Origin of the sequence: Chryseobacterium carnipullorum (assembly GCF_003815695.1) — a bacterium.
Lineage (GTDB): Bacteria > Bacteroidota > Bacteroidia > Flavobacteriales > Weeksellaceae > Chryseobacterium > Chryseobacterium carnipullorum.
On the sequence record NZ_CP033920.1, the window covers coordinates 4,333,856 to 4,356,306 of the forward strand.

Below are 22,451 nucleotides of genomic sequence, written 5' to 3' on the forward strand. Positions count from 1 at the left end.
CCATGCCCATCCAAAATTGGGGATTGATTTTAAACCAATTTATGCTTATTTTTGAAAAAAGGCTCAGATTATAAATCTAAGCCCTGACTTTTTAACTTACACACTTTACGGCATGTTTCGTTAGTGTATTGCAAAATATTTAAAATTATCTTTTAATAACCTTAACGGTTTTAAAGGTCTTACCTTTTGCATCTTTCAAAGAAAGTAAATAAATTCCTGAAGGATATTTAAGAATCTCCGTATTTATCTCCTTTTCAATAGCATCAAGATTTCCTTTTGAACTGAAAATTATTTTTCCATCTGTCCCCAAAATATTGATATTGTAATTTCCTGATGCATTTTTCAATTTAATATGAATTGATCCATTTTGCTCCACAGGATTAGGATAGACAATCAATTCTGAATTACTATTTTTCACTTCGGCTACAGAAAGTGTTGAAACTGGATACACCAAAATTTTCCGTCCATCATACCCCACTGCATAAACAGCTGTAGCGTTAGAAGGGTAGTATACTTTGGTCGTTTGATTGCTAGTATCACCCGTTCCCATAACAGATACATAAATCAATTGATTATTGGCATTGAATGTTTCATAGGCAACTGCATTTTTCCAAACACTGTGCTGTACAGTAAGATAATTATTGCTTAAATTAACTCCCTGACCTGTTTGTCCGCTAAGCGGAAGCTTGTTACGGAAAGCTTTAATACTTCGGGATGAAATATAATGTATCACCGGCGAAACAGGTGTCTGATAGTTCTGAGCTTGTATGGATGCAATGGTAGCATCGATTTGAGCTTGTGTAATGGTAAGCTGCCCGATACCGTAATCATCAATAGATTTGTTTATAGGTTTTAAAAATCCGGTTTTAATAAAGAATCCGGTTAAGTCTTCTTGTACCGCATCGCAGGTATTTTTCACAAAATTCAGAAGCAGTTCACCATTTGAAATCCCAGAAGCATTATAACTTCTTGCCACGTTTGCAACCGTCCCAAACCAGTGTGCATAATCTACTCCTGTATAGTTAGTTGGATAATTAAGGGAAAGAACCGGGGCATTTCTTGAAGCTCCCGCCAGCTGATAATACAGCTCAAGCTGCCAGAAAGGTACCAGCACTTTAAAAACATCTGTATTGCTATTCCCTTGTAGAGCTTCCTGATTGACGGCTGTATTCAAAATGGCTCCGTTTATTCTTCCTCCTTCAATGCTCGCCATTCCTGTTGTCGGTTCTACAGATTCTCTTTCCAGCCGGGACATTCCATCATTTTGTGGATTCATATGATAATCTACCCATGTACTGTGCATATTATTAGTAACCTCTGTAGTGCCAATCCATTTAAGGTCCGGTCTTATCTGATTGATATGCCCGAATTCATGTGCAATTCCCCATAAAGACAATTGATTGACATCAGCCAGAGTCTCTTCGCCCCAGTCAGAATCCATATTTATACCTAGTCCGCCAGCATACCAGCCTCCGCCATTATTACTATAGCTGAACATACGGTTTTTGGGAACTAAATTATATTTATACAGCCCCATCAAAAGCCATTCATTTTTTACAATAAGGTCATATTTTGAAACAAGCTCTGCGGGATTAAAAGTAGCATAATTTTTCAGCATACTTTTTTTGTAAACCAAATGAGAATGCTGTCCCACAACGTCAATCATATGATATGCTGAATTTGTAAGATTGGCCTGCCAGTCACTTTGCGTAGAGGTCTGATAATGATATAGTCCATTGACCTTACCGGAAACAATATTGATTTTGACATCAGGCAAAGCTTCATTGGCATTATAATAACTGATGTATCCTAAACCACTGTTGATCAGCTGAAATACATTCAAACCATTATGAAGTTCATAATAGGAGGTAGTACCGCCAAGAACGGTAGAAAAATCCTTTACCTGCAACGAGATGCTGGCGCCGGGAGGGATATTCTGCGCAAACAAGGCCACTTTATCTGCCTGTGCAAAGACAATACCTGTAGGGTTTTCAAAACTGTCGTAACCGCTTCCCACCTTTAAATTACCTGTGGTAATAGAAATAGGAGGGTAAACCTTATAATCCTGAACCCTGTATTTATTTACATAAGTTCCATTGAACAGGCACTGTGCCAGCCCTTTATAGAACGGCGATGCCATCCCATCAATATCCGCCTGACTAACAGAAGGCTTTAATGCTGAGTAAAGTGTGTTGGCAAAAATATTATTATAAGGATTTACAGCTCCTGAAGAGCCTGCTGTATAAAAGCCCATTTCGGCACAACTAGCAAAATTTCCCTGGCCATTGTTTACGGTAATTCTTACATTTAAAGGAGTTATCTGGTTTGGAAAGTAGACATTCACAGGATAAGAAGAATGTTGAAAATCAAATGACATCAGGTTAACAAACGTACTGTTTGCACTAGTATTGTAACTGATGTTCACACTTCCGAACCGGCCATTGTCCCCGCTGGGTCTAGGTGTATATTTCAGATAATCAATAGGAGTGGACCCGTTTAATCTGTAATTTAACACCACCGGAAAAGTAGTATTGCTGTATGAAGAGTGATACAGCGTATTTACATTATTATCATAAGATTTATCGATATTTTCTCCCGACTGGTAAGATGATGCGGTTGTTCCTGAAGGGATGATAGCAGCCTTCACATCGTTGGCGCCATTTATACTTAATTCTGATGTATTGATGGTACAGTCTGTACCGTCAGTAATCGCAGGTTGTGTTTCAGAAAAGAATTTTATCTCCGCTCCGCTCGAATAGTTTCCAATACCAGCGTTTACTGAAATTTTAATCACGTAAGGGTTCAGGATAGCTGTTGGAAAAACAACTTCTTTATCCTGAGCATTGGATGCCCAAATTAAATTATTGCTTACCGAGATGAAAGTATTCGGAGCCCCCTGTGTACTGTAGGAAATACTTATATTGGTCCACATACCGTTTGTCCCGGATTGTCTGGGAGTGTAAACCAGTTTTTTAATGCTGGTGACATTTGAGGTAAAATAAAATTTAAGCTCATCCGGAATACCATTCTGTGACCATTTCGAATGATAAATCGTGGTATTATCACCGTCGAGCAACTTTGCAACTTCACTCCCCGGCTGCCCCGGCTGCAGAGATGAAACTGAATAGATAGGAACCTGATAAAGCTGTGAAAATACAAGCGATCCCCATAAAATAAAGAAATACAATAGTAATTTTTTCATGTGATGTTATTTTATATATAAAAAGAGTTTTTAAAAGAGCTATAACTTTTATCTGGACATTATTTTTACAACATAAGATTTAACTTTTTATCTAAAAAATTTATTAAGGTTGATAGATTTTATCTTTAACCTCTTTTTTTTTCTTTTCGTGAGCTGATCCCACAACCTCAAGAAAACGAAAATGAACATGGTAACATTCGTAAACAATTTCTAAGAAATGAATTTCATAGCGCTGAGACAATTCAATACATATTTCTTGCAAGCCTGTTCAAACTTCTTCGCTAATAACCTAATTCCTTTATTTCATAGGAAAAATAATACGGTAAAGAAGTAAAGTTTTATTATGTCTTTTCAAAATATGATCATCCATAAATCAAAGCTTCATCTTTTTATTTTTTGAAAAAATATCCGTTTTTCAAACTTTTCCTTTTTAATCCCGAGACAGAGCCCCGAGGAATTCTTTAGATTAAAATAATGAATATTAATAGATAAAAAGAATGTAGTTGTCCAGTTTCCAATACTTCTATACCTTTATAAATAGTCTCCTGCATTTTGAGTGGAATATCTCATACTCCCTGCTACCGAAGTACCATTTATAAGTATCTGATATGTTCCTTCTGCATTAGCATTAATTGCATTTGAATTAAAACTTACTTGTACTGTTACATTCTGCGTTCCAGCCAAACTAATGGTCTGGCTAAGGTCAACTGAATTTCCAATAGTGACCTGTATCGGTCCTCCTGCATTCTGCTGAAAAGTTTTTGCACACAAACTTCTCCAGTTACTTCCATTATACAAAAATGTACAGTTCTCATTAGTATTATATACCTGAAGACCGGCAGCAGGTGTTGCAGTAGCATTCATCTGAACAGAAGTCATACGTGGCATCAAAATCCCAGCTGATGTAGATGTAATATCCAAAATAGAAGAAGTATTAGGAGTTGAAGTACCTATCCCAATTCTTCCATTATCTAAAACCGTTACCATCTCTAAAGCACCGGAGTTATTAATTTTCAAAGCTTTTGTAGTACTATTGTTTCCCTTGCTCACAATATCCAACGTTGCAGAGGGAGAAGGTGTATTGATTCCTACCTGCGGGATCATAAAAAAAGGAAGTCCCCAAAAAAATAAGTGAAAATAATAATTTTTCATGGCCTTTGTTTTTAAAATTAGTTGTGTTTATCCAAAATAATCAGCAAATTATTATCAAGTATACAAATTAAGGAATAAAGCTGAAATTTTTAAAAAAAACAAGCCCCCAATAAAGCCTCTAATCACAAAACACTAACAATCATCAACTTAACAACCCATAATAAAGCTATACACCAATATAAATCTCCAAAATGGGATAAATAAAACAGATTGTGAGGCTTTTTTTGTGGGAAAAACAAACCCGAATTCAATTCATCATCTTAAAATTCTTCAGTTTTTTTCTGCAACTACAAGAAAACGAAAAATATTATACATCTAATTTTGATTAGGAAGAAATTGCAAGAAAATGACGACCATCTTTAAAATAAAAATCCTGCAATTTTATATAATTGCAGGATTAATAAGCTTTTTAAGCATTTTTGACAATGTTTTTAACGTCTGCTCAGTGGAGAATACGGATTCTAAACTCGCCACCATCATATATGATTATCAAATAGTTACACTTTATGAATTCTGTCTTTTTGACCTGTTTTTTACTATTTTTTACTATTTTCAAATGTAGTAAATTTTGAATTACTACCAGTCATTACTCCCTTCGTGTTTTTTGTTCATTGCTTCTTTTAAAGCGGAAACAAGGGACTGCACTTTGATTCCGCTTTTAAATTTCACGTCTTCTCAGGCATAATTATATGCTATGCCTCTACCCTTTTCCGGAGCTTCTTCAGCCAGCGTGAGTCTTCCGTAATCTATTCGATTGCAAATATTGCCACGTGATCCCTTATGATCAAATGAGTTAAAAACGTACTTATACCTTCCATCTTTCACGAAGATACTAAACTTGTATGTGATAGGTCCTTCAACACATGATGAGCCTTTATATTTTTTATCAGCCCTATAGTCATAGTGGCCGACCCCACTTATCTCTCCAGCTTGCTTATCCTCTGTTGTGATCATGTTGTTTTTAGAACTGAATGCTTGGGAGGTCCATGTTCTTGCACGGTTAAATAGTTCATCTTTTGTAATTGTTGAATCTACTTTTACAACTTCCTCAAATTGAAAATCTTGTGAGAATAGGAATGTAGAAAGAAATAGTGATAAGATTGTAATTATGTTTTTCATTATAATGTCTCATTAATTAATTTTAAAGAATCTACTTCCATCGCTGCGATTCCAAGATTGAACAAATAGGTATCACCAAATGAATCTTGATCAATTTTTGTCTCCGGAGAATAATATGACATAGGCACAAGGACAGATAACTGATTCGAGTTTATTCGATTTACATTTTTACCAATAACGTAATACTTTGACTTTTCATTGATTTTTTTCGCTTCCTCATCGCTAATAAAGCCTATTATATCAAAAGTCAGATAGTTAGATTTGTTTTCATTTTTCTCATATTTATTATCAGCATAAAGTTGTACAAGCATACCTTTGCCATAAGGGTTTTTTGATAATTTGAATACACTCATGGGAATATCGTCAAATTCTTTAAAAACAAAGATACTATCCGCTTTGTTACTTAAGTATTTCTCCATTTCTTCTCTGACCAATGAATTGTCTTTATAATTTGGAAATTTATTTTCCATTGTAATAATTAGGCTGTCCGTTTTTCTCTTTGGCTGCTTTATTGTTTCATTTTTATTTGTTTGAGTGCATGACACAACTCCTAAACAAATAAACATATACAATATCCTTTTCATGATAATATTATTGTTCTTCATACTTCTAAAATTTTACTTTTTCTTTTTCCCAAAAATGTGACGCACACCTGACATGCTATAAGAATCTGATTGGGATATTACGTCTTTCTCCGATTTTACCGAGATAACCATTTTCACGTAGCCAATCGAAAAGACGATTCTGGCCAATAGTAAAGCCGTTTTGGGAAATCACTTTCGCAAGTTCACCGATTAAGCAGGAGGAAGTTGAACCTACTACAGCGTCAGTAAACAAAACCTTAGGCTTATTTTCTTCATTGATTCTTTCCGCTTCAATTCTTTTCGTTTGCTCTTCTTTCCAATTCTGAGCCAACATTAAAACAGTGTCTGGATTACTAAAATCAACTGCCGGAGCAATTGATTTCAATTTCTTTTCACAATCAATAAAATAACGTCTTGCTTGTTTCCCTTTTTCATTTCCCTCAACCATTCCAATCTCTTTTGCACAATCAATTGTAAGAGCGTATTCGGTTAATGGCCTTCCTCCATTTGGGTTTTCCATAACATTGTGGAAAACCTCGAAATCAACATTTTCGACAAATCCATATTTTTCAATCCTTGCTTTTATCCAGGTAGAAAAATCTTGCTTACTTTCTAAAAAAGAATGTAGCTCACGTGCGGAAACTGCTTGTTTTCCATTTTGCTCAGAAATTCTAATCAGTTCATTGCTGTTACTTTCAGCAGAATTAATTTGATTAATCATAATAATTGATTTTTTAAGCTTGCAGGCGTTGAGAACAATTATTACAATGCAAATATAAAGATAGTATTGATTATTACAATACCTAAATTGACGAACCTATTTGTACTCCCTTGCTTTATCTTTGAACTCTTCCAGTTGAATAACTTGAAGTATTTTAGCATACATTTCTGTAGTTATTTTACTTGAGTGTCCAAATGCTCTTTGTACAGCTTCTATGCTTCCTCCATCTAAAATTGTATGATTGGCTTTTTGATGCTTATTGGAGTACATTTTTTTATCTATTTTTAGAAAATCAATTACTTCTTCTTTCCAAAATTTATTTGCTCGATTAATTCCAAGCTGGTTTATAGAGGGCTGAAAGTCTTTTTCGCTATTTGTATATCTTACCCCAAATTTTCCAAACAGATATGCATCTGGATTCGATAAATCAAATTTTGATAAGTCATTCTTAAGATCTTTTGGTATTAAGATTTTCCGGTGATCATCTCGTTAAGTTGAATATATTCATGTTCTAGATTTACCATGTAGCACTTAACATTCCGCAGCTCTTCAGGTCTCATGCCTGTATGGTATAGTGTTTTTATCCAGATTCCGAAATTTGGATGCATCTTCTTAAAGTGTTTTATGACCTTGGTTTGCTCCTTTTCAGTAAGTGTTTCATAGCCCTTTCTCTTTTGTTTTTTACGAGAAACTATTCCGTGAGCTGGATTTGCTTTAATATACCTCTCATTAACTAATTCGGTGAAAACAGCTTTGATGTAAGTAATGTTCTTGTTGTACTCATTATTACTCCATTTTCGCGCAGAAGCGATTGATTTCATAATCTGTTCGACATGCTCAATTTTGAATTCATCCAAATATGTTTTGTCCCATTTGAAAATAAGGGTCATTTCCTGGAAAAAACGAACCGTACTAGAATAGCATTGAATAGTTTTACGTTCCAAACGCTTTCGCATGCTCTCAATTGCAACATCAAGTGCATCATTGATCAAAATATTTACGGGAACAAAAATAGGTAGAGAAGATAATTTAGTTTTAGGAAGCCAGCCAGTTTTAAGTTTACTTCGGAGTACCTTCTGGTAAACTTCAGCAGCCGTCAATCTCTCTTTAGGATCAGGATCAATATTGATTCCTTTGTAATACTTTTTGATTACTTCTTGGGATACTTTATTGTATAGATACACATAAAATAATCCATCTTGTTTTTTGGGGATGCTAATTGCTGCATCTAAATCTTTGCTTTCCATGTCTCATTTATTGCTTGCAGGCGTTGAGGACATGAATCCAAATTTACTATTTACAACAGCTTATTTTTATAATTACATGAAAATAAGCTAGTTATAAATAATTGTGGAGAATACGGGATTCGAACCCGTGACCTTTTGACTGCCAGTCAAACGCGCTAGCCAACTGCGCCAATCCCCCTACTTTCTTAAAGCGGTACAAAAATAGGTATTTAAACTACATATCCAAATATTTTATCCTCTTTTTTCTAATAATTTACAGTAGAATTTCCTTTGCTGTTCAGTATTTCAACTGAGTTCTTTAAAAAATTCCGAATACAATAGTGAACAAGCATCTCACAATCAGCAGGTTTACATTTCTTTTTTTAACTGGAGTGCCCGCTGATAAAAAGACTGCTCTGCCATCTTCTCCTCTGCTTCATTGATCGCCGCCAGAAGATTATTCTTATTGTCGCCGATATCACCCAATACTTTTGACACCAGATCCCAAACAGGTTTCATTTTCTCTATGAGCTCAATCCCCTTTGGAGACAATACGATAAGTCTTCTTCGTTCATCGTATTTATCCTTTTTAGACTGAATGAGCTTTTGCTTTTCCAACTCTTTAAGCAGACTTATGGTTGATGGATGAGTGTATCCTATTTCGTTGGCGATCTCTACAACACTCAACATTTTTTTATGATGCAGGGTAAAAATCACCGGAAAATATTTCGGCTCAAAATCAATATCAAAAGATTTATAGATCAAAGCACCATCTTTCCGGAGTTGCTCACTGAGACGTTGCAACCTCGTAGATATGGCCAGAATCCCTGATTCATCTATGATGTTCATACAGTTTGGTTTTCTTTTAAATGTAAAGAATAAAAAACATTATCGGCATTCATCAAGGGAAAACGAGTCGGAAGGTTTTCTTTTTCAACCTCTACGAAATGATTCCGTTCATAAAAACGCAGGGCTGCTTTAAGTATAGTAACAGTCCCTAAATAGATGGAATGTATTCCATTTTCACGACAGAATGAAACTAAAACGCCCAGCAATTCCTGCGCAATATTCAGTTCCTTTCCTCTAAACTCTTTTTTGACAAACATTTTTCTTACCGCTCCTGCCCTTTCATCAAATTTAACCAATGCTATTGAACCTACCAATTCCCCTTCAATAAAAGCGCCCCAAAAATTTCCACCAGGTTCCCTGTAAAAACTTTCAATCTGTTTAAGGTCCGGCTGATCTTCTATCGTAATCGGAACATTAAATTCTTTCTGCTGGATGGTTAGGATCAGATCAATCAACTCATCAGAATAACTATTGTCTAGCTGCTGGATATTTATCTTCATTTGGTTTAAAATTAACAGTACAAAACTACGTAGTCTGCTACATATATACAAGTAAAATATGTTTTTTGCCTTATTTTAACATTATTATTCTTTTAGAAAATGACGCTCAAAATAAAAAATTTGATACTAACCATAAAATACACCTGTTGGAAAAACGCACAGGAATTCCATAACTGAAATATTTTTAAGGCATTAGAAAATCAAGATTTTCAGCAAGGATCAATGTAAACGTTGAAAATCAATATTTTATCAAAGATAAAATCATTGCCAGGAAATGTGAAGAATTTTATGGTGATCTGCTTTGTTCCTCAGAAAAATAAAAGGTTAAACAGTTTTTTTACTCGTTATAAATGATAAACCAGATAATATTCCAGTTTTTACTCTGTAGATATGTTCAATTTTACGGTTACAGAATTTTTTTCCTATTTTTACCATCAGAAAAACAACACAATGAAATTAAAATTATTTATGCTGGCTATTATGGCTTTAGCACCTTCTTCGTTTGCACAAATTCTTACTAAAGACCTGTCATTTGCCACAAACGGAATTTATACAGCTCCCTTTCCCTCAGGTCCGTTTAATTTTTTTAGCGGTTATGCCCAAAGCGCAGATGGAAGCATTTATTTCACTTATTCTCCTACTTCCACTACAACAGTACTTACAAAACTTACCAGCAACGGAACATTAGATAATACCTTTGGAAATAATGGTGAACTTGTTTTGAATTATTCGACTTACAATAATACATCATTAACCATACAGTCCGATAATAAAATAGTATTAGTCTGTACTCATTCTGATGCCAACAATAGCTATACAGATGTTATCAGAGTTCTTCAAAACGGACAGTTAGATAATACCTTTGGTAACAATGGTATAGCTTTAATTCCTAATTTATTTTACGGTACAACAGATTATGGAAGTGCAGTACATGGCCTTCTTTTACAGAATAATAAACTTATCGTTTATGGAAATTACAGCACCTCACCCAATTTATATCAAACTGATTATCTTATATATCGGTTAAATTCAAATGGAAGTATTGACAGCTCTTTCGGAACTAATGGTAAAATTACCACTACCCGTTTTATGAAACCTTTCATTGATAATCTATCAAACATTGTAACTTTTTCGGATTTAGACATTAAAAAATATAATCCAAACGGTCAACCTCTTACAAGCTATGGTAATAATGGGGTACAAACTTTAAATTTTCCTATTTCTAATTCTGTTCCTTTTATTTTTCGTAGAGCAATTTTAGACAGCAGTAACAGAATTCTTTACTTAGAATCATCCAGTGAAGAGATAAAAAGAATAAACCCTGATGGAACTCTAGACTCCACATTTAATTACGATTATTTCCCCAACGGAATTAGTAGATTGGTTAACAATTTGTATGAAAAAGATGGATTTTATTATGTCTGTGGAATGGGAGAGCTAACCAATGGAGGAATGTCTTATTTTATATCCCGACTTACTCAAAACGGTTCTGTAGACCCTACTTTTGGAAGTTTTGTGGAAACTGACCCCGCCGCTTTTAATCTATATGCTATTAGTAATATGATTGTGAACAATAACAGTTTTATCGTAGCAGATGAATATAAAATAGTGAAGTATTTGAAAAATAATGCCACCCTATCTACAACTGAAAATATTAATAATACAGAAATACAATTTGAAAATCCTGTAAAAGACCAATTGGTTTTCACAACCAAAGAGAAAATAAAAAATATAGAAATATATTCTATCACAGGAACACTCGTGAAAATATTGGAGAGTAATTCTACAGATGTTTCAGCTCTTCTAAAAGGCAACTACCTAGCAAAAGTGAATTTTCAGAATGGTAAAACTAAAATAGTAAAGGTTATAAAAAAATAAATTTTAAAGCTTCAAAAAAGAATCCGTTACTTACAAATGGACTGCCCCCAAAAAGTCAGACACTTTTTAGGGGCATTTTTTCTTAACAAAAGTACTTCTAAATATGAAATCAATAAAATTGATTCTCTTGAAGTAAGCGTTTTAGCTTCTTTTCAGGTTTTGCTATTTTTCATATTTTTAAAATTACAGTATTATCTGCACTCGTCAATAGAAAAAAGCAGGAAGATTCTTTTTTTCAACTTGTACAAAATGATTCCGTTCCTTTCCTCTGAACTCTTTTTTAACAAACATTTTTCTCATGGCTCCCGCCTTTTCATCAAATTTAATCAATGCTATCGAGCCTACCGGTTCTCCATCTATAAAAGTTCACCAAAAATTCTCACCGGATTTCATATAAAAACTTACAATGTGCTTCAGGTCCGGCTGTTCTTCTATCGTTATCGGTACGTTCAATTCTCTGCTGGGTATTGATCTTCATTTCGTTTAAAATTAATAGCATAAAACGATGTCGCCTACCACCTATAAATGAAATCGTTATTTTATGCTATTTTAACATCCCTATTCATTTGAAAAAGATACATCAGCCAAATAAAAAAACGTATGCCATTACTGACATACGTTTTTATGATATAGATTGAAAATTATTATTTCCATCCACCGCCAAGAGCCTGATAAAGGTCTACAGCAGCTTTCATTTTACTGTATTCTGCATTGGAGATATTCAATTCAGCGTTCAATGAATTTACACTTGCATTCAATACTTCAAGGTAGTTGGCCATCCCATAATTGACAAGTTCCTGAGAATAGTCAACCGATTTTTTGTAAGCTTCCAATTCCTTTTCTTTCAATTCTATAAAAGAATCCTGAACAGAGAACACTCTTATCGCATCAGAAACCTCTTTTCCAGCTGTAAGAACTGTTTTTCTGAAGTTTAAATACGCAGTTTCCTGATTTGCTAAACTTACGTCGTAGTTCGTTCTGATGGCCCTTTTATTTAAAATAGGTTGAGCCAAACCTCCCACAACACTTGCAAATAAGGAATTCACACTGAATAAGTGGTCGATATCAAGAGACTGGATCCCTCCGCTTCCCGTAATCTTTAAAGTAGGATAAAACTGAGCTTTTGCAGCATTGGTCAATTCAAAAGCATTCATCAGATTATACTCTGCTCTCATCACATCCGGACGGTTGGCCAGCAATTGAGCCGGATATCCCAATTTCAGATCGATGGGTATTTTTTGTGTTTCCAGTGTAGATCTTTCAATAGCGTGAGAAGGCTCTCCCATCAGTAAACTCATGGTGTTTTCCAATAACTGGATCTGTGTATCAATATCAATCAATAAAGATTTTGCATTGAAAACCAATGCTTCACTTTGCTGAACGGCAACTTCTGTCACAGTTCCTGATATCTTTAATGCTCTGGTTGTTTCTAAATTTTTCTCACGAACAGCAATGGTTTCCGTAATGATCTTTTTCTGGGAATCATATGTTAACAACTGATAGTACGAAGAAGCGACCGATGCGATCAAATCACTTTTTACGGCTTTATGGGCTGCGACTGTTCCTAAATAAGTAGCAAGCTGAGCTTTTTCCTGAGCTTTTAATTTACCCCAGATATCAGCTTCCCAACCAAGGCTTGCTGTAATATCAAGCTGATTGATGTATCTTCTATCACCGAATAGTCGCCCGGTTTGGGTATTTAAAGACTGGGTCTGGAAAGTATATCCAGGTCCTACAGTTAATGTGGGTTCATACGCCGCTTTACTCTGCTTTAAGTAAGCTTCTGCAGAAGTAATACTCTGTAAGGCAATTCTTATATCTAAATTATTTTCTAAAGCTTTTGAAATATGTCCCTGAAGTATCGGATCTGTGAAAATTTCTTTCCAGGAAATATTCGCGATATTGGCACTGTCTGCAGGAAGCATATCTGTGCGGAAAAGCTTTTCATCTACAACATTTTTCGGCCTTTCATATTCTTTTCTGGCCATACAGGATGAAACGGCAGCAAGAATTGCGACTGAAAAAGTTATTCCTTTTATAATGTTTAATAAACTCTTCATTTTTGTTAATTAGAAGTTAGAGTTTAGAAGTTAGAAGTTAGTTTTAGACTCATCTCTAAATTCTAACTTCTAATTTCTTGAACTTTAATTTTATTCTGCTAAATTGATTTCTTCTTTTTTAAGCGGTTTCACTTTTTCTTGTAAAGTCTGGAAAATTACATACAAAACAGGAATTACGAAAAGTCCTAAAATAGTACCTATTAATAATCCAATCGCGGCACCTGTAGCAATAGATCTGTTACCTACCGCGCCAATTCCGCTTGCCAGAACCAATGGTAATAAACCGAAGATGAAAGCAAATGAGGTCATCAGGATCGGTCTCAATCTGGCTTTTGCCGCATTGATGGCAGACATGACAATGGTTTCCCCATGATGCCTTCTCTGGACCGCAAATTCGATAATCAAAATGGCATTTTTCGCGAGCAATCCAACCAACATAATCAAGGCAATCTGGAAATAAATGTTGTTTTCCAAGCCCATTATTTTTTGTCCAAAATAGGCTCCCATTACCCCAAGAGGAAGAGAAATAACCACCACCAAAGGAAGAATATAACTTTCATACTGGGCAGAAAGAATGAAGTAAACGAAAATTAAACTTAATCCAAAGATCAAAAGAGTTTGAGATCCTGAATTTAATTCTTCTCTTGTTAACCCCGTAAACTCAACATCATAATTTTGATTTAAAGTTTCTTTCGCTACGTCCTGAACTGCCGTAATTGCATCCCCGGAACTGAATCCTGCAGAGTTGGCTCCTGTAATCTTTACGGAAGTAAACAGGTTATATCTACTTACTGATTGCGGACCGTATGCTTTTTTCAGCGTTACAAACTGAGAGATCGGCGACATTACTCCGGATGCGGTTCTTACATACAATTCATTTAAATTATTGATGTTCTGTCTGTTTTCAGGAAGCGCCTGAACCATTACTCTGAACTGTTTCCCGTATTTCGTAAAGTCGGCCGTATAAACTCCCCCGATGTATCCCTGCATCGTACTAAGAATCGTACTAACAGAAACTCCCATTTGTTTAGCCAAAGGAACATTGATGTCCATCTGGTACTGAGGATATTTTGTGTTAAATGATGACTGGGCAAATTCAATTTCAGGTCTCTGCATCAGTTTCCCGATGAACTCGTTGGTTTTATCATCAAGATCAGCATAATCACCACCTGACTTGTCCAGTAATACCATTTCAAAACCTGCACTGTTACCAAAACCTGGTACACTCGGCGGTTGGAAGAATACGACTTTTGCATCCGGAACTTTTCCTGAGATCCCGAATAGTTTTTTAGTAATATCTTCAGAAGTCTGATTGTCTTTTTTCCTTTCGTCAAATGGTTTTAACTTAATAAAAGCAAGACCATTATTACTTCCGTTTCCTGATAAGAAACCTCTACCAGTAGAAATGGTAACGTTTTGTACACCAGGAACCTTCATTGCATTCGCCTGAAGTGTTTTCAAAACGTTATACGTTCTTTCCATTGAAGCGCCCGGAGGAAGCTGCACATCTGTAAAGATAATCCCTCTGTCTTCCGTAGGAACGAAACCTTTTTTCATGGTTGAACTCGCCCAGAATAAAATTCCTCCCGTCACGGCAAAAATGATCAAAGTAACCCATTTATGTCTTAATAAGAACACAAATCCTCTTCCGTAACGATCTGTAGTCGTTTTGAAAGCAATATTAAATTTATAGAAAAACTTCTGTAAAAAGTTTAAGTTTTTATATTCTGCATGATGAGCATCGTGAGGTTTCAGGAATAATGAACATAAAACCGGACTCAGCGTTAAGGCATTAATCGCAGAAATGATAATCGCAATAATCAGCGTAATCCCAAACTGCTGGTAGAAAACCCCTGTTGGACCTGTAATAAAGGTTACGGGAACGAATACCGCTGCCATCACCAGGGTAATGGAGATAATAGCTCCTGTAATCTCGTCCATTGCTTCTACCGTCGCTTTTTTTGCATCGGAAATACCGTGTTCCATTTTCGCATGAACGGCCTCGACGACGACAATCGCGTCATCCACCACAATACCGATCGCAAGAACTAATGCAAATAGAGTAAGAAGGTTTAATGAATATCCAAATAAATTCAGGAAGAAGAATGCTCCTACAATAGATACCGGAACTGCAATCGCCGGAATCAACGTGGATCTGAAATCCTGTAAGAAGATATACACCACAATAAATACCAGGATAAAAGCTTCAATCAAGGTATGAACTACCTTTTCAATCGATGCATCAAGGAATTCGTTGGTATCAAAGTTAAACGTATATTTTACACCTTCAGGAAAACTTCCTTCCGCTGATTTCAGGTAAGATTTGATATTTTTAATAATATCCTGAGCATTGGAACCCGGAGTCTGGAAGATCCCCATACTGATGGAAGGGTTGTTTCCGTTTTCCCCAACTCCTGTATAAGACTGTCCTGCCAATTCAACTTTAGCCACATCTTTCAGCATTAAGTTCTGTCCGTCAGGAAGCGCTTTAATGATAATATTGTCATACTGATCTTTTTCGTTGAATTTTCCGACATATTTAATGATATATTCAAAAGAACTTCCACTGTTTTGTCCTATAGAACCAGCGGCTGCTTCTCTACTCTGCTCATTGATCGCAGCGGTAACATCATCCGGAGTTAATCCGTAAGCTGCCATTTTAGAAGGATCCAGCCAAACTCTCATGGAATAGTTTTTACCCCCGAAAACGTTGGCATCACCTACTCCATTAATCCTTTTCAGGTTTGGAATAACGTTGATATTCAAGAAGTTCTGAAGATACACATCATCTAAATCCTTATTTTCAGAATAGAAAGACATATACATCAGGGCACTCGTCTGCTGTTTCTGGGTAACAACTCCAGAACGGGTTACCTCACTAGGAAGTAACGGTGTTGCTCTTGTAACACGGTTCTGTACGTTTACCGCAGCAATATCCGGATCAATCCCTTGTTTAAAGAAGACCTGAATCTGTGCCGAACCATCATTTCCTGCACTGGAAGTAATGTAGTCCATTCCTTCCACCCCATTGATCTGTTCTTCCAAAGGGACTACCACACTTTTCATAACAGTTTCCGCATTGGCTCCGGTATAGTTTGCTGAAACGCTTACGGTGGGAGGAGCAATATCGGGATACTGTGTGACTGGCAGGGAAATTAATCCCAAAACACCGAGAATCACAATCAAAATTGAGATTACGGTGGATAAAACCGGTCGGTTTATAAAATTTTTAATCATTTTAGAATTTCGGTTTTATAGATTGTACAAGGCTATCCATTTTTACAGGTTTAGGCTTTACGGCAGTTCCCGGTTTCAAGCCTCCGATTCCTGCAGCAACGATCATTTCACCTTTATTAACTCCGGATTTTATTAAAGCCATATTGTCAATTCTGTCGATCACATTAATTACCACATTTTTAGCAGTATCTTTTTCCACTTTGTAAACATAAACGATGCCCTGCTGTTCGTAAGTTGCACTTTCAGGAACGACCAATACATTATCATACGTTTTTGGAAGTCTGATAGATCCGCTGTTCCCGTTGCTTAACAATTTCTGTGGATTTGTGAAAGCAACTCTGAACTGAATGGTACCTGTTGTCGCATCAATCTGTCCTGTAATGGCTTCAATTCTTCCTTTTTCAGAATAAATACTTCCATTGGCCAATTGTAGCTCAACCATCGGAAGATTTTTGATCTTCTCAGACATGGTAGCTCCCGGAGATTTTTCAAGAAAATCAAAGTATTCTTTTTCATTCATAGAAAAATAGGCAAACAATTCAGAAGTATCTGAAATCGTAGTCAGCGCCGTCTGATCTGTTGGTCCCACCAAACTCCCCACTTTTAAAGGAAGCTTCCCAATCACTCCGGAAATAGGCGCACGAATAATAGAATATTCAATGTTTGCGGCTACTCCTTTATAGTTTGCAGAAGCTTGCTGTTTTGCAGCAATTGACTGCTGCAACTGAGCTTTAGCCTGGGATAAATTTGCCTGTGCAGTCTGCAACTGAACATCGCTGATGATATTTTTAGCCACCAAAGGCTTTAGCTTATTGACTTCCACCTGCGCGGCATTTACCGCTGCCTGCGAAGCTGCAATCGTTGATTCAGCGGCACCGATTCCTGCTTTTGCTGCTGCTGCATTTTCAGTAAGAATATTGGTTTCAAGACGGAATAAAGGCTGTCCTTTAGTCACATATTGCCCTTCATCTACTAAAACCTGAGTGATATATCCCTGTATTTTCGCACGTACATCATTGTTGACTCTTCCTTGTATGGTAGCTGGAAATGTCTGATAACCTACGATATTTTTTGCCTCCACGTTGATGACAGGATATGGTTTTGCGCCATCCTGTTTTGGAGCTTCTTTTTTGCAGGCTGTCAGTGAAAACGCTGCAATAGAAAGTATAACTAGCTTATTATTCATTTTAAAGTTTATTAAGAGATTCCTGAATATTTTCTATATTTTTATATAAGAGTGCTTTGTAAGCTTCTATTCGTTCGTTGTATTGATTGTCATGATTTTTTTTAAAGTTGTTCAGGTCATCCAGCAGTTTGAGCTCGTCCTCCATTTTCTGAACAATTTTTTCAAATCTGATCTTCTTGTATTCATCATTGATAAAAAAATACCGTTTTCGCTCATCCATTTTATTATGGTCGATGATCAGCTCTGCATTCAGCAGTAATGAAATACTGGTAGAAACAGAGCTTTTGCTTGCAGAAAGCACCTCGACAAATTCGTCAAAAGTGATTCCTACTTTCTCATAATCGAAGAGAAGGTAGGAATAAATCTTTGAGGCTAAAGGGGGTAGGTTGAAAACAGTGCCATAAAATTTTACAGCATCTTGAAAAATTTTTTCATCAACTTCTATACTTTGGTGCATAATATAAAAATTTTAACAAAAGTAGAAATTAGTTCAGAACTAAACGAACAAACATGATAGAGTTTATAAATACAGACTCTTTTAAAAATTCAATGAAAGTTGATTTAACCTTTTACTTAAATTATAATCTTCTCATACGCCTTCCTCATTCCATCTGCCAGAAGAACTTCCCCACAATAGGAATATCCTTTGCTTTCAAGGATTTTCAGCATGGCCATATTATCATAATTGGTATCTACTTTTATACTTTGTATTCCGTGTGATTTTGTAACCTCTTCAATATGGTCAAACAATTTTTTCACCATTCCCCTTCCTGCAAATTTCGCATCAACGGCAACTCTATGGACCACTAAGAATTCGCCGTCACTTAGCCAGGCTCCTTCAATCGTACTGTAGGCAGGTTCGTCATTTAATATCAGGGCTGCATAAACGGCAATTTCTCCGTCTATTGTAAGAACATAGCCGAAACCTTTTGCAATGTCGCTTTCTACCGTCCCCATATTAGGATAGCCATTCTGCCATTGCGTACTTCCATCCTGTTTTCTTCTTTCAATGGACTGTTGAATAATGTCCCAAATCTCATTTCTGTCTTCCATCTCAGCTTTTCTCAGCTTTGTTTCTAAATTCATTATTGTAGGATTTTTAATTAAAAGATAAATAGATTCGGAGATGTAAATAGCCGTGTTTTTAATTTTTGGTTAAATCCCAATCTGGTAGTCTGATCTCAAAAGGAAAACGCCCCCCTATCTCTATTGATTAAAATTGGTTGCTAAAAATTTCAAAACTGATATCTCCAAAATTCCCAATCGTTCTATCTTTAAATCATTTAACTTTTAACTCTTTGAATGCTTATTATTTGAATCAAAAAACCGAAAACTAATTAAAATTAATTTTCGGTTCGAAGTAGTAAAATTTAAAATTATGAAATTGTTTTATTGATTTTCACTTTGCTGAAGATAAGCATCTATTACCTGGAATGCATTCTTCTCGTCTTTCAGATCTACCATGATTTTTAACGACGTGGCGGTAGGCGTTGTCGTAAAGGTAAGATAACTGTTTTCGACGCTGTTTGTAATTTGTGCATCATCCAATTTAGACTTTATTAACTGGATTTCTGAAGGCTTATCACTTTCAAAAACCGATACTCTCGTACTTCTTTCCATATTTCTATATCGTTTGAGTATCTAAATGTACAATGTTTTTTTTAAAATTACAAATCTTTGGTTTTAAATTTTATTAAGATTGTTCTCAATTTTATCTAACGCCAACTGAATTTCTTCCTGAGTAACATTCAGATGGGGTCTGAAACGAAGAGACTGATCTCCACACGGAAGAATGATCAATCCGTCTTTGAAAAGCTCGCTCATCAAGTGGTTTCTGTCTTCTGCTGAGGGCAAATCTATAGCACACATCAGACCTCGTCCTCTTGCATTTGAAATTTTCTCAGGATATTTTTGAGCCAGTTCTTTTAATCTTTCCAAAAGATATTCACCAACCACTTTTGCATTTTCAACCAGATTTTCTTTTTCGATGACTTCCATCACCAACTGGAAACGAAGCATGTCGATAAAGTTTCCTCCAAACGTAGAATTGATTCTTGAGCTTTCTCTAAACACGTTGTTCGGGATCTGATCAAATTTTTCTTTATTGGCTAAAACCCCACAAACCTGAGCTTTTTTTCCAAAAGAAATAATATCCGGCTTTGCTGTAAAATGCTGGAACGCCCACATTTTTCCTGTAATGGCAATACCTGTCTGCACTTCATCAAAGATCAGTAAGATTTCATTCAAATCACACAGTTTTCTCAATCCCATTAAAAACTCGTCTCTAAAGTGATTGTCACCACCTTCAGCCTGGATAGGCTCAATGATGATACATGCTACTTTATTCGGGTTCATTAAAATGGCTTCTTCGATCTGAAGAAGGGCCAATCTTTCGTTCTTAATGGTTTCTTCCAAATTCTCTTCCGTGATCGGGAAAGATAATTTAGGATTTAAGATTCTAGGCCAGTCAAACATCGGGAAATACTGATATTTTCTTGGGTCAGAAGTATTGGTTAAGCTTAATGTATAGCCACTTCTTCCGTGGAATGCCTGTCTGAAATGGATACAGATTCCGGCTTCCGTCTGAAGTCCTTTTTCAAAATTCTTACGCGTTTTCCAGTCGAAGCACGCCTTCATTGCATTTTCTACCCCTAAACTTCCACCTTCAATAAAGAAAGCATACTGCAGTTCTTCAGGAATAACTACCCTTTCAAAAACTTCAAGAAAGTGAGCATATTCCTCTGAATACACGTCTGCCAAAGTTGGCTTGTTCACCGCCATTCTTCCCAGCCATTCAGATCTTTCTACAAGATAAGGATGGTTGTAGCCTACAGAAGCTGATGCGAACATCGAGAACATATCCAGATATTCTTTGTCTGTAAGTTTGTCATAAAGCCATGAGCCGTGGGATCTTTCAATATCCATCACAAAATCAAAGCCGTCTGCCAAAACGTGTCTTCCTACTGTTTCTTTTACTTTATTTGCTTTTATATCAATTGTTTGTTCCATAATTAACTGTGTTTGATTTAAAAATTGAATGCTTAAAAAGATTTAAACATTCCAGGTTATTAATTTTTAAATTTTTAAATCGGTAAATGATTTAAGTTAGAATTTCTACAGGTCGAATTTAATTCCTTGTGCCAAAGGAAGCTGAGCTGTATAATTTATTGTATTGGTTTGTCTTCTCATATAGTATTTCCAAACATCTGAACCGGATTCTCTTCCGCCTCCTGTTTCTTTTTCACCTCCGAAAGCACCTCCGATTTCAGCACCTGAAGTTCCGATGTTTACGTTCGCAATACCACAGTCTGAACCTGCATGAGATAGGAATAATTCTGCTTCTCTAAGATTTTGGGTCATGATCGCAGATGACAATCCCTGAGGAACATCATTCTGGATCGCAATAGCCTCTTCCAATGTTTTATATTTGATCAGATACAGGATCGGCGCGAAAGTTTCGTGCTGAACGATCTCATAAGAGTTTTTAACCTCTGCGATGCATGGCTTAACATAACATCCTGATTCGTATTCCTTTCCACTTAAAACACCTCCTTCCACAGCGAATTTCCCACCTTCTTTCTTACATTTCTTAATCGCCGCTTCATATTGATTGACTGCATCTACATCGATAAGCGGGCCTACGTGGTTATTTTCGTCCAACGGATTTCCTATTTTCAACTGTCCGTAAGCTTTGACCAATCTTGTTTTTACTTCGTTGTAAACGCTTTCATGGATGATCAGCCTTCTTGTAGAAGTACATCTCTGTCCTGCCGTACCTACAGCTCCGAAAACAGCTCCGATGATAGACATGTCTATATCTGCGTCTTTAGAGATGATAATTGCGTTGTTTCCTCCTAATTCAAGGATAGATTTTCCGAATCTTTCTGCTACTTTAGAAGAAACCATTCTTCCTACTCTTGTAGAACCTGTGAAAGATACTAATGAAACTCTTTTATCATCAACCAATTTCTGCCCGATCTCATGGTCAGCAACCAATACGCTTGAAATACCTTCAGGAAGATTGTTTTCCTTCACGACTTCAGCCATAATGTTCTGACATGCGATAGCACATAATGGTGTTTTTTCTGATGGCTTCCAGATCGTAACGTTTCCGCAAATCCATGCTAAAGCTGTATTCCATGCCCATACGGCAACCGGGAAGTTGAACGCGGTAATAATACCAACAACCCCAAGCGGATGGTACTGCTCATACATTCTGTGACCAGGTCTTTCTGAATGCATGGTGTAGCCGTGAAGCTGTCTTGAAACTCCTACTGCGAAATCGCAGATATCAATCATTTCCTGAACTTCTCCCAGACCTTCCTGAAGGGATTTACCCATTTCATAAGAAACCAGTTTTCCAAGGTCGTCTTTATATGTTCTTAATTTTTGGCCTAACTGCCTAACGATCTCACCTCTTTTAGGAGCAGGGATAGATCTAAACTCCTGAAACGCCTTCTGAGCCGTCTCTATTACCTTGTCATAATCACTTTCTCCGGAAGTCTTAACTTTAGCGATGAGTCTGCCATCTACGGGAGAAAAACTCTCTATTGTTTTCCCCGAAGCAAAATATTTTCCGCCCACTGAAGTCCCCTTATTTTCTTCTTTGATACCAAGGTTTTTGAGTGTTTTTTCGATTCCGAAATCCTTTACTTTTTTAGACATAAAATGTTACTTTTCGTTTCCTCTAAAGATAGAAATATTATGCGAACCTCAAAATTTTAATTTTTAAGACGC

Annotated in this window: 18 protein-coding genes and 1 tRNA gene; 1 reads left to right on the plus strand and 18 read right to left on the minus strand. The window is 36.2% G+C overall.

Annotation, left to right across the window (positions count from 1 at the left end; translation table 11 throughout):
* Positions 1–145: 145 nt before the first annotated feature.
* The 10 genes from EG346_RS19820 to EG346_RS19860 form a co-directional block, all read right to left on the minus strand.
* Positions 146–3,202, minus strand: a complete 3,057-nt coding sequence (locus tag EG346_RS19820) for a M60 family metallopeptidase (RefSeq protein WP_123881025.1) — start codon at positions 3,200–3,202, stop codon at positions 146–148.
* A gap of 531 nt (positions 3,203–3,733) precedes the next feature.
* Complete coding sequence (locus EG346_RS19825) at positions 3,734–4,354, minus strand: phage tail-like protein (RefSeq protein WP_123881027.1); 621 nt, start codon at positions 4,352–4,354, stop codon at positions 3,734–3,736.
* A 675-nt stretch (positions 4,355–5,029) separates the two neighbouring features.
* Positions 5,030–5,473, minus strand: a complete 444-nt coding sequence (locus tag EG346_RS19830) for a DUF4468 domain-containing protein (RefSeq protein WP_123881029.1) — start codon at positions 5,471–5,473, stop codon at positions 5,030–5,032.
* Positions 5,473–6,078: a hypothetical protein gene (locus tag EG346_RS19835; protein WP_123881031.1), complete on the minus strand. Its 606-nt coding sequence runs from the start codon at positions 6,076–6,078 to the stop codon at positions 5,473–5,475. Before EG346_RS19835 ends, EG346_RS19830 begins: the two co-directional genes overlap by 1 nt.
* 55 nt (positions 6,079–6,133) lie before the next feature.
* Positions 6,134–6,778: an antA/AntB antirepressor family protein gene (locus EG346_RS19840; RefSeq protein WP_123881033.1), complete on the minus strand. Its 645-nt coding sequence runs from the start codon at positions 6,776–6,778 to the stop codon at positions 6,134–6,136.
* Positions 6,779–6,874: 96 nt separating this feature from the next.
* Positions 6,875–7,048, minus strand: a complete 174-nt coding sequence (locus EG346_RS24920; RefSeq protein WP_164466241.1) for a site-specific integrase — start codon at positions 7,046–7,048, stop codon at positions 6,875–6,877.
* A gap of 194 nt (positions 7,049–7,242) precedes the next feature.
* Entirely contained in the window at positions 7,243–8,025 is a 783-nt protein-coding gene (locus tag EG346_RS19845; RefSeq protein WP_123881035.1) for a tyrosine-type recombinase/integrase, read from the minus strand.
* Positions 8,026–8,129: 104 nt separating this feature from the next.
* A tRNA-Ala gene (locus tag EG346_RS19850) sits at positions 8,130–8,203 on the minus strand.
* A 170-nt stretch (positions 8,204–8,373) separates the two neighbouring features.
* Positions 8,374–8,853, minus strand: coding sequence for a MarR family winged helix-turn-helix transcriptional regulator (locus tag EG346_RS19855; RefSeq protein ID WP_073331111.1), 480 nt, complete (start codon positions 8,851–8,853; stop codon positions 8,374–8,376).
* The gene (locus EG346_RS19860) at positions 8,850–9,353 is read right to left on the minus strand and encodes a GNAT family N-acetyltransferase (RefSeq protein WP_123881037.1); all 504 of its coding nucleotides are present in this window, start codon (positions 9,351–9,353) and stop codon (positions 8,850–8,852) included. Before EG346_RS19860 ends, EG346_RS19855 begins: the two co-directional genes overlap by 4 nt.
* Positions 9,354–9,803: 450 nt before the next feature.
* Between EG346_RS19860 and EG346_RS19865 the strand changes: the two genes are divergently transcribed.
* Entirely contained in the window at positions 9,804–11,231 is a 1,428-nt protein-coding gene (locus tag EG346_RS19865) for a delta-60 repeat-containing protein (protein WP_164466383.1), read from the plus strand.
* Positions 11,232–11,875: 644 nt separating this feature from the next.
* Here the strand turns inward: EG346_RS19865 and EG346_RS19870 are convergent.
* The 8 genes from EG346_RS19870 to amaB form a co-directional block, all read right to left on the minus strand.
* Positions 11,876–13,291: an efflux transporter outer membrane subunit gene (locus tag EG346_RS19870; RefSeq protein ID WP_123881041.1), complete on the minus strand. Its 1,416-nt coding sequence runs from the start codon at positions 13,289–13,291 to the stop codon at positions 11,876–11,878.
* Positions 13,292–13,381: 90 nt separating this feature from the next.
* The gene (locus tag EG346_RS19875; RefSeq protein WP_123881043.1) at positions 13,382–16,528 is read right to left on the minus strand and encodes an efflux RND transporter permease subunit; all 3,147 of its coding nucleotides are present in this window, start codon (positions 16,526–16,528) and stop codon (positions 13,382–13,384) included.
* A 1-nt stretch (position 16,529) separates the two neighbouring features.
* Entirely contained in the window at positions 16,530–17,714 is a 1,185-nt protein-coding gene (locus EG346_RS19880) for an efflux RND transporter periplasmic adaptor subunit (protein WP_123881045.1), read from the minus strand.
* Position 17,715: 1 nt separating this feature from the next.
* Entirely contained in the window at positions 17,716–18,171 is a 456-nt protein-coding gene (locus tag EG346_RS19885) for a transcriptional regulator (protein ID WP_073331126.1), read from the minus strand.
* Positions 18,172–18,287: 116 nt separating this feature from the next.
* Complete coding sequence (locus tag EG346_RS19890) at positions 18,288–18,800, minus strand: GNAT family N-acetyltransferase (RefSeq protein WP_073331131.1); 513 nt, start codon at positions 18,798–18,800, stop codon at positions 18,288–18,290.
* 303 nt (positions 18,801–19,103) lie between these two features.
* Positions 19,104–19,334 (minus strand): DUF2007 domain-containing protein, encoded by a 231-nt coding sequence (locus EG346_RS19895; protein WP_073331134.1) that lies wholly within the window; start codon positions 19,332–19,334, stop codon positions 19,104–19,106.
* Positions 19,335–19,397: 63 nt separating this feature from the next.
* A complete protein-coding gene (lat, locus tag EG346_RS19900) occupies positions 19,398–20,723 on the minus strand; it encodes an L-lysine 6-transaminase (RefSeq protein ID WP_123881047.1) in 1,326 nt (441 codons plus the stop codon).
* Between the two features lie 105 nt (positions 20,724–20,828).
* Complete coding sequence (amaB, locus tag EG346_RS19905; RefSeq protein ID WP_123881049.1) at positions 20,829–22,379, minus strand: L-piperidine-6-carboxylate dehydrogenase; 1,551 nt, start codon at positions 22,377–22,379, stop codon at positions 20,829–20,831.
* Between the last annotated feature and the right edge of the window lie 72 nt (positions 22,380–22,451).

Excerpts from the sequence above, each read along its gene's own strand:
- amaB (WP_123881049.1), bottom strand. The coding sequence starts at position 22,379 with ATGTCTAAAAAAGTAAAGGATTTCGGAATCGAAAAAACACTCAAAAAC.
- EG346_RS19875 (WP_123881043.1), bottom strand. The coding sequence starts at position 16,528 with ATGATTAAAAATTTTATAAACCGACCGGTTTTATCCACCGTAATCTCA.
- EG346_RS19870 (WP_123881041.1), bottom strand. The coding sequence starts at position 13,291 with ATGAAGAGTTTATTAAACATTATAAAAGGAATAACTTTTTCAGTCGCA.
- EG346_RS19865 (WP_164466383.1), top strand. The coding sequence starts at position 9,804 with ATGAAATTAAAATTATTTATGCTGGCTATTATGGCTTTAGCACCTTCT.
- EG346_RS19880 (WP_123881045.1), bottom strand. The coding sequence starts at position 17,714 with ATGAATAATAAGCTAGTTATACTTTCTATTGCAGCGTTTTCACTGACA.
- EG346_RS19820 (WP_123881025.1), bottom strand. The coding sequence starts at position 3,202 with ATGAAAAAATTACTATTGTATTTCTTTATTTTATGGGGATCGCTTGTA.
- EG346_RS19835 (WP_123881031.1), bottom strand. The coding sequence starts at position 6,078 with ATGAAGAACAATAATATTATCATGAAAAGGATATTGTATATGTTTATT.
- EG346_RS19825 (WP_123881027.1), bottom strand. The coding sequence starts at position 4,354 with ATGAAAAATTATTATTTTCACTTATTTTTTTGGGGACTTCCTTTTTTT.
- EG346_RS19895 (WP_073331134.1), bottom strand. The coding sequence starts at position 19,334 with ATGGAAAGAAGTACGAGAGTATCGGTTTTTGAAAGTGATAAGCCTTCA.
- EG346_RS19840 (WP_123881033.1), bottom strand. The coding sequence starts at position 6,778 with ATGATTAATCAAATTAATTCTGCTGAAAGTAACAGCAATGAACTGATT.
- EG346_RS19845 (WP_123881035.1), bottom strand. The coding sequence starts at position 8,025 with ATGGAAAGCAAAGATTTAGATGCAGCAATTAGCATCCCCAAAAAACAA.
- EG346_RS19855 (WP_073331111.1), bottom strand. The coding sequence starts at position 8,853 with ATGAACATCATAGATGAATCAGGGATTCTGGCCATATCTACGAGGTTG.
- EG346_RS19885 (WP_073331126.1), bottom strand. The coding sequence starts at position 18,171 with ATGCACCAAAGTATAGAAGTTGATGAAAAAATTTTTCAAGATGCTGTA.
- lat (WP_123881047.1), bottom strand. The coding sequence starts at position 20,723 with ATGGAACAAACAATTGATATAAAAGCAAATAAAGTAAAAGAAACAGTA.
- EG346_RS24920 (WP_164466241.1), bottom strand. The coding sequence starts at position 7,048 with ATGTACTCCAATAAGCATCAAAAAGCCAATCATACAATTTTAGATGGA.
- EG346_RS19860 (WP_123881037.1), bottom strand. The coding sequence starts at position 9,353 with ATGAAGATAAATATCCAGCAGCTAGACAATAGTTATTCTGATGAGTTG.
- EG346_RS19830 (WP_123881029.1), bottom strand. The coding sequence starts at position 5,473 with ATGAAAAACATAATTACAATCTTATCACTATTTCTTTCTACATTCCTA.
- EG346_RS19890 (WP_073331131.1), bottom strand. The coding sequence starts at position 18,800 with ATGAATTTAGAAACAAAGCTGAGAAAAGCTGAGATGGAAGACAGAAAT.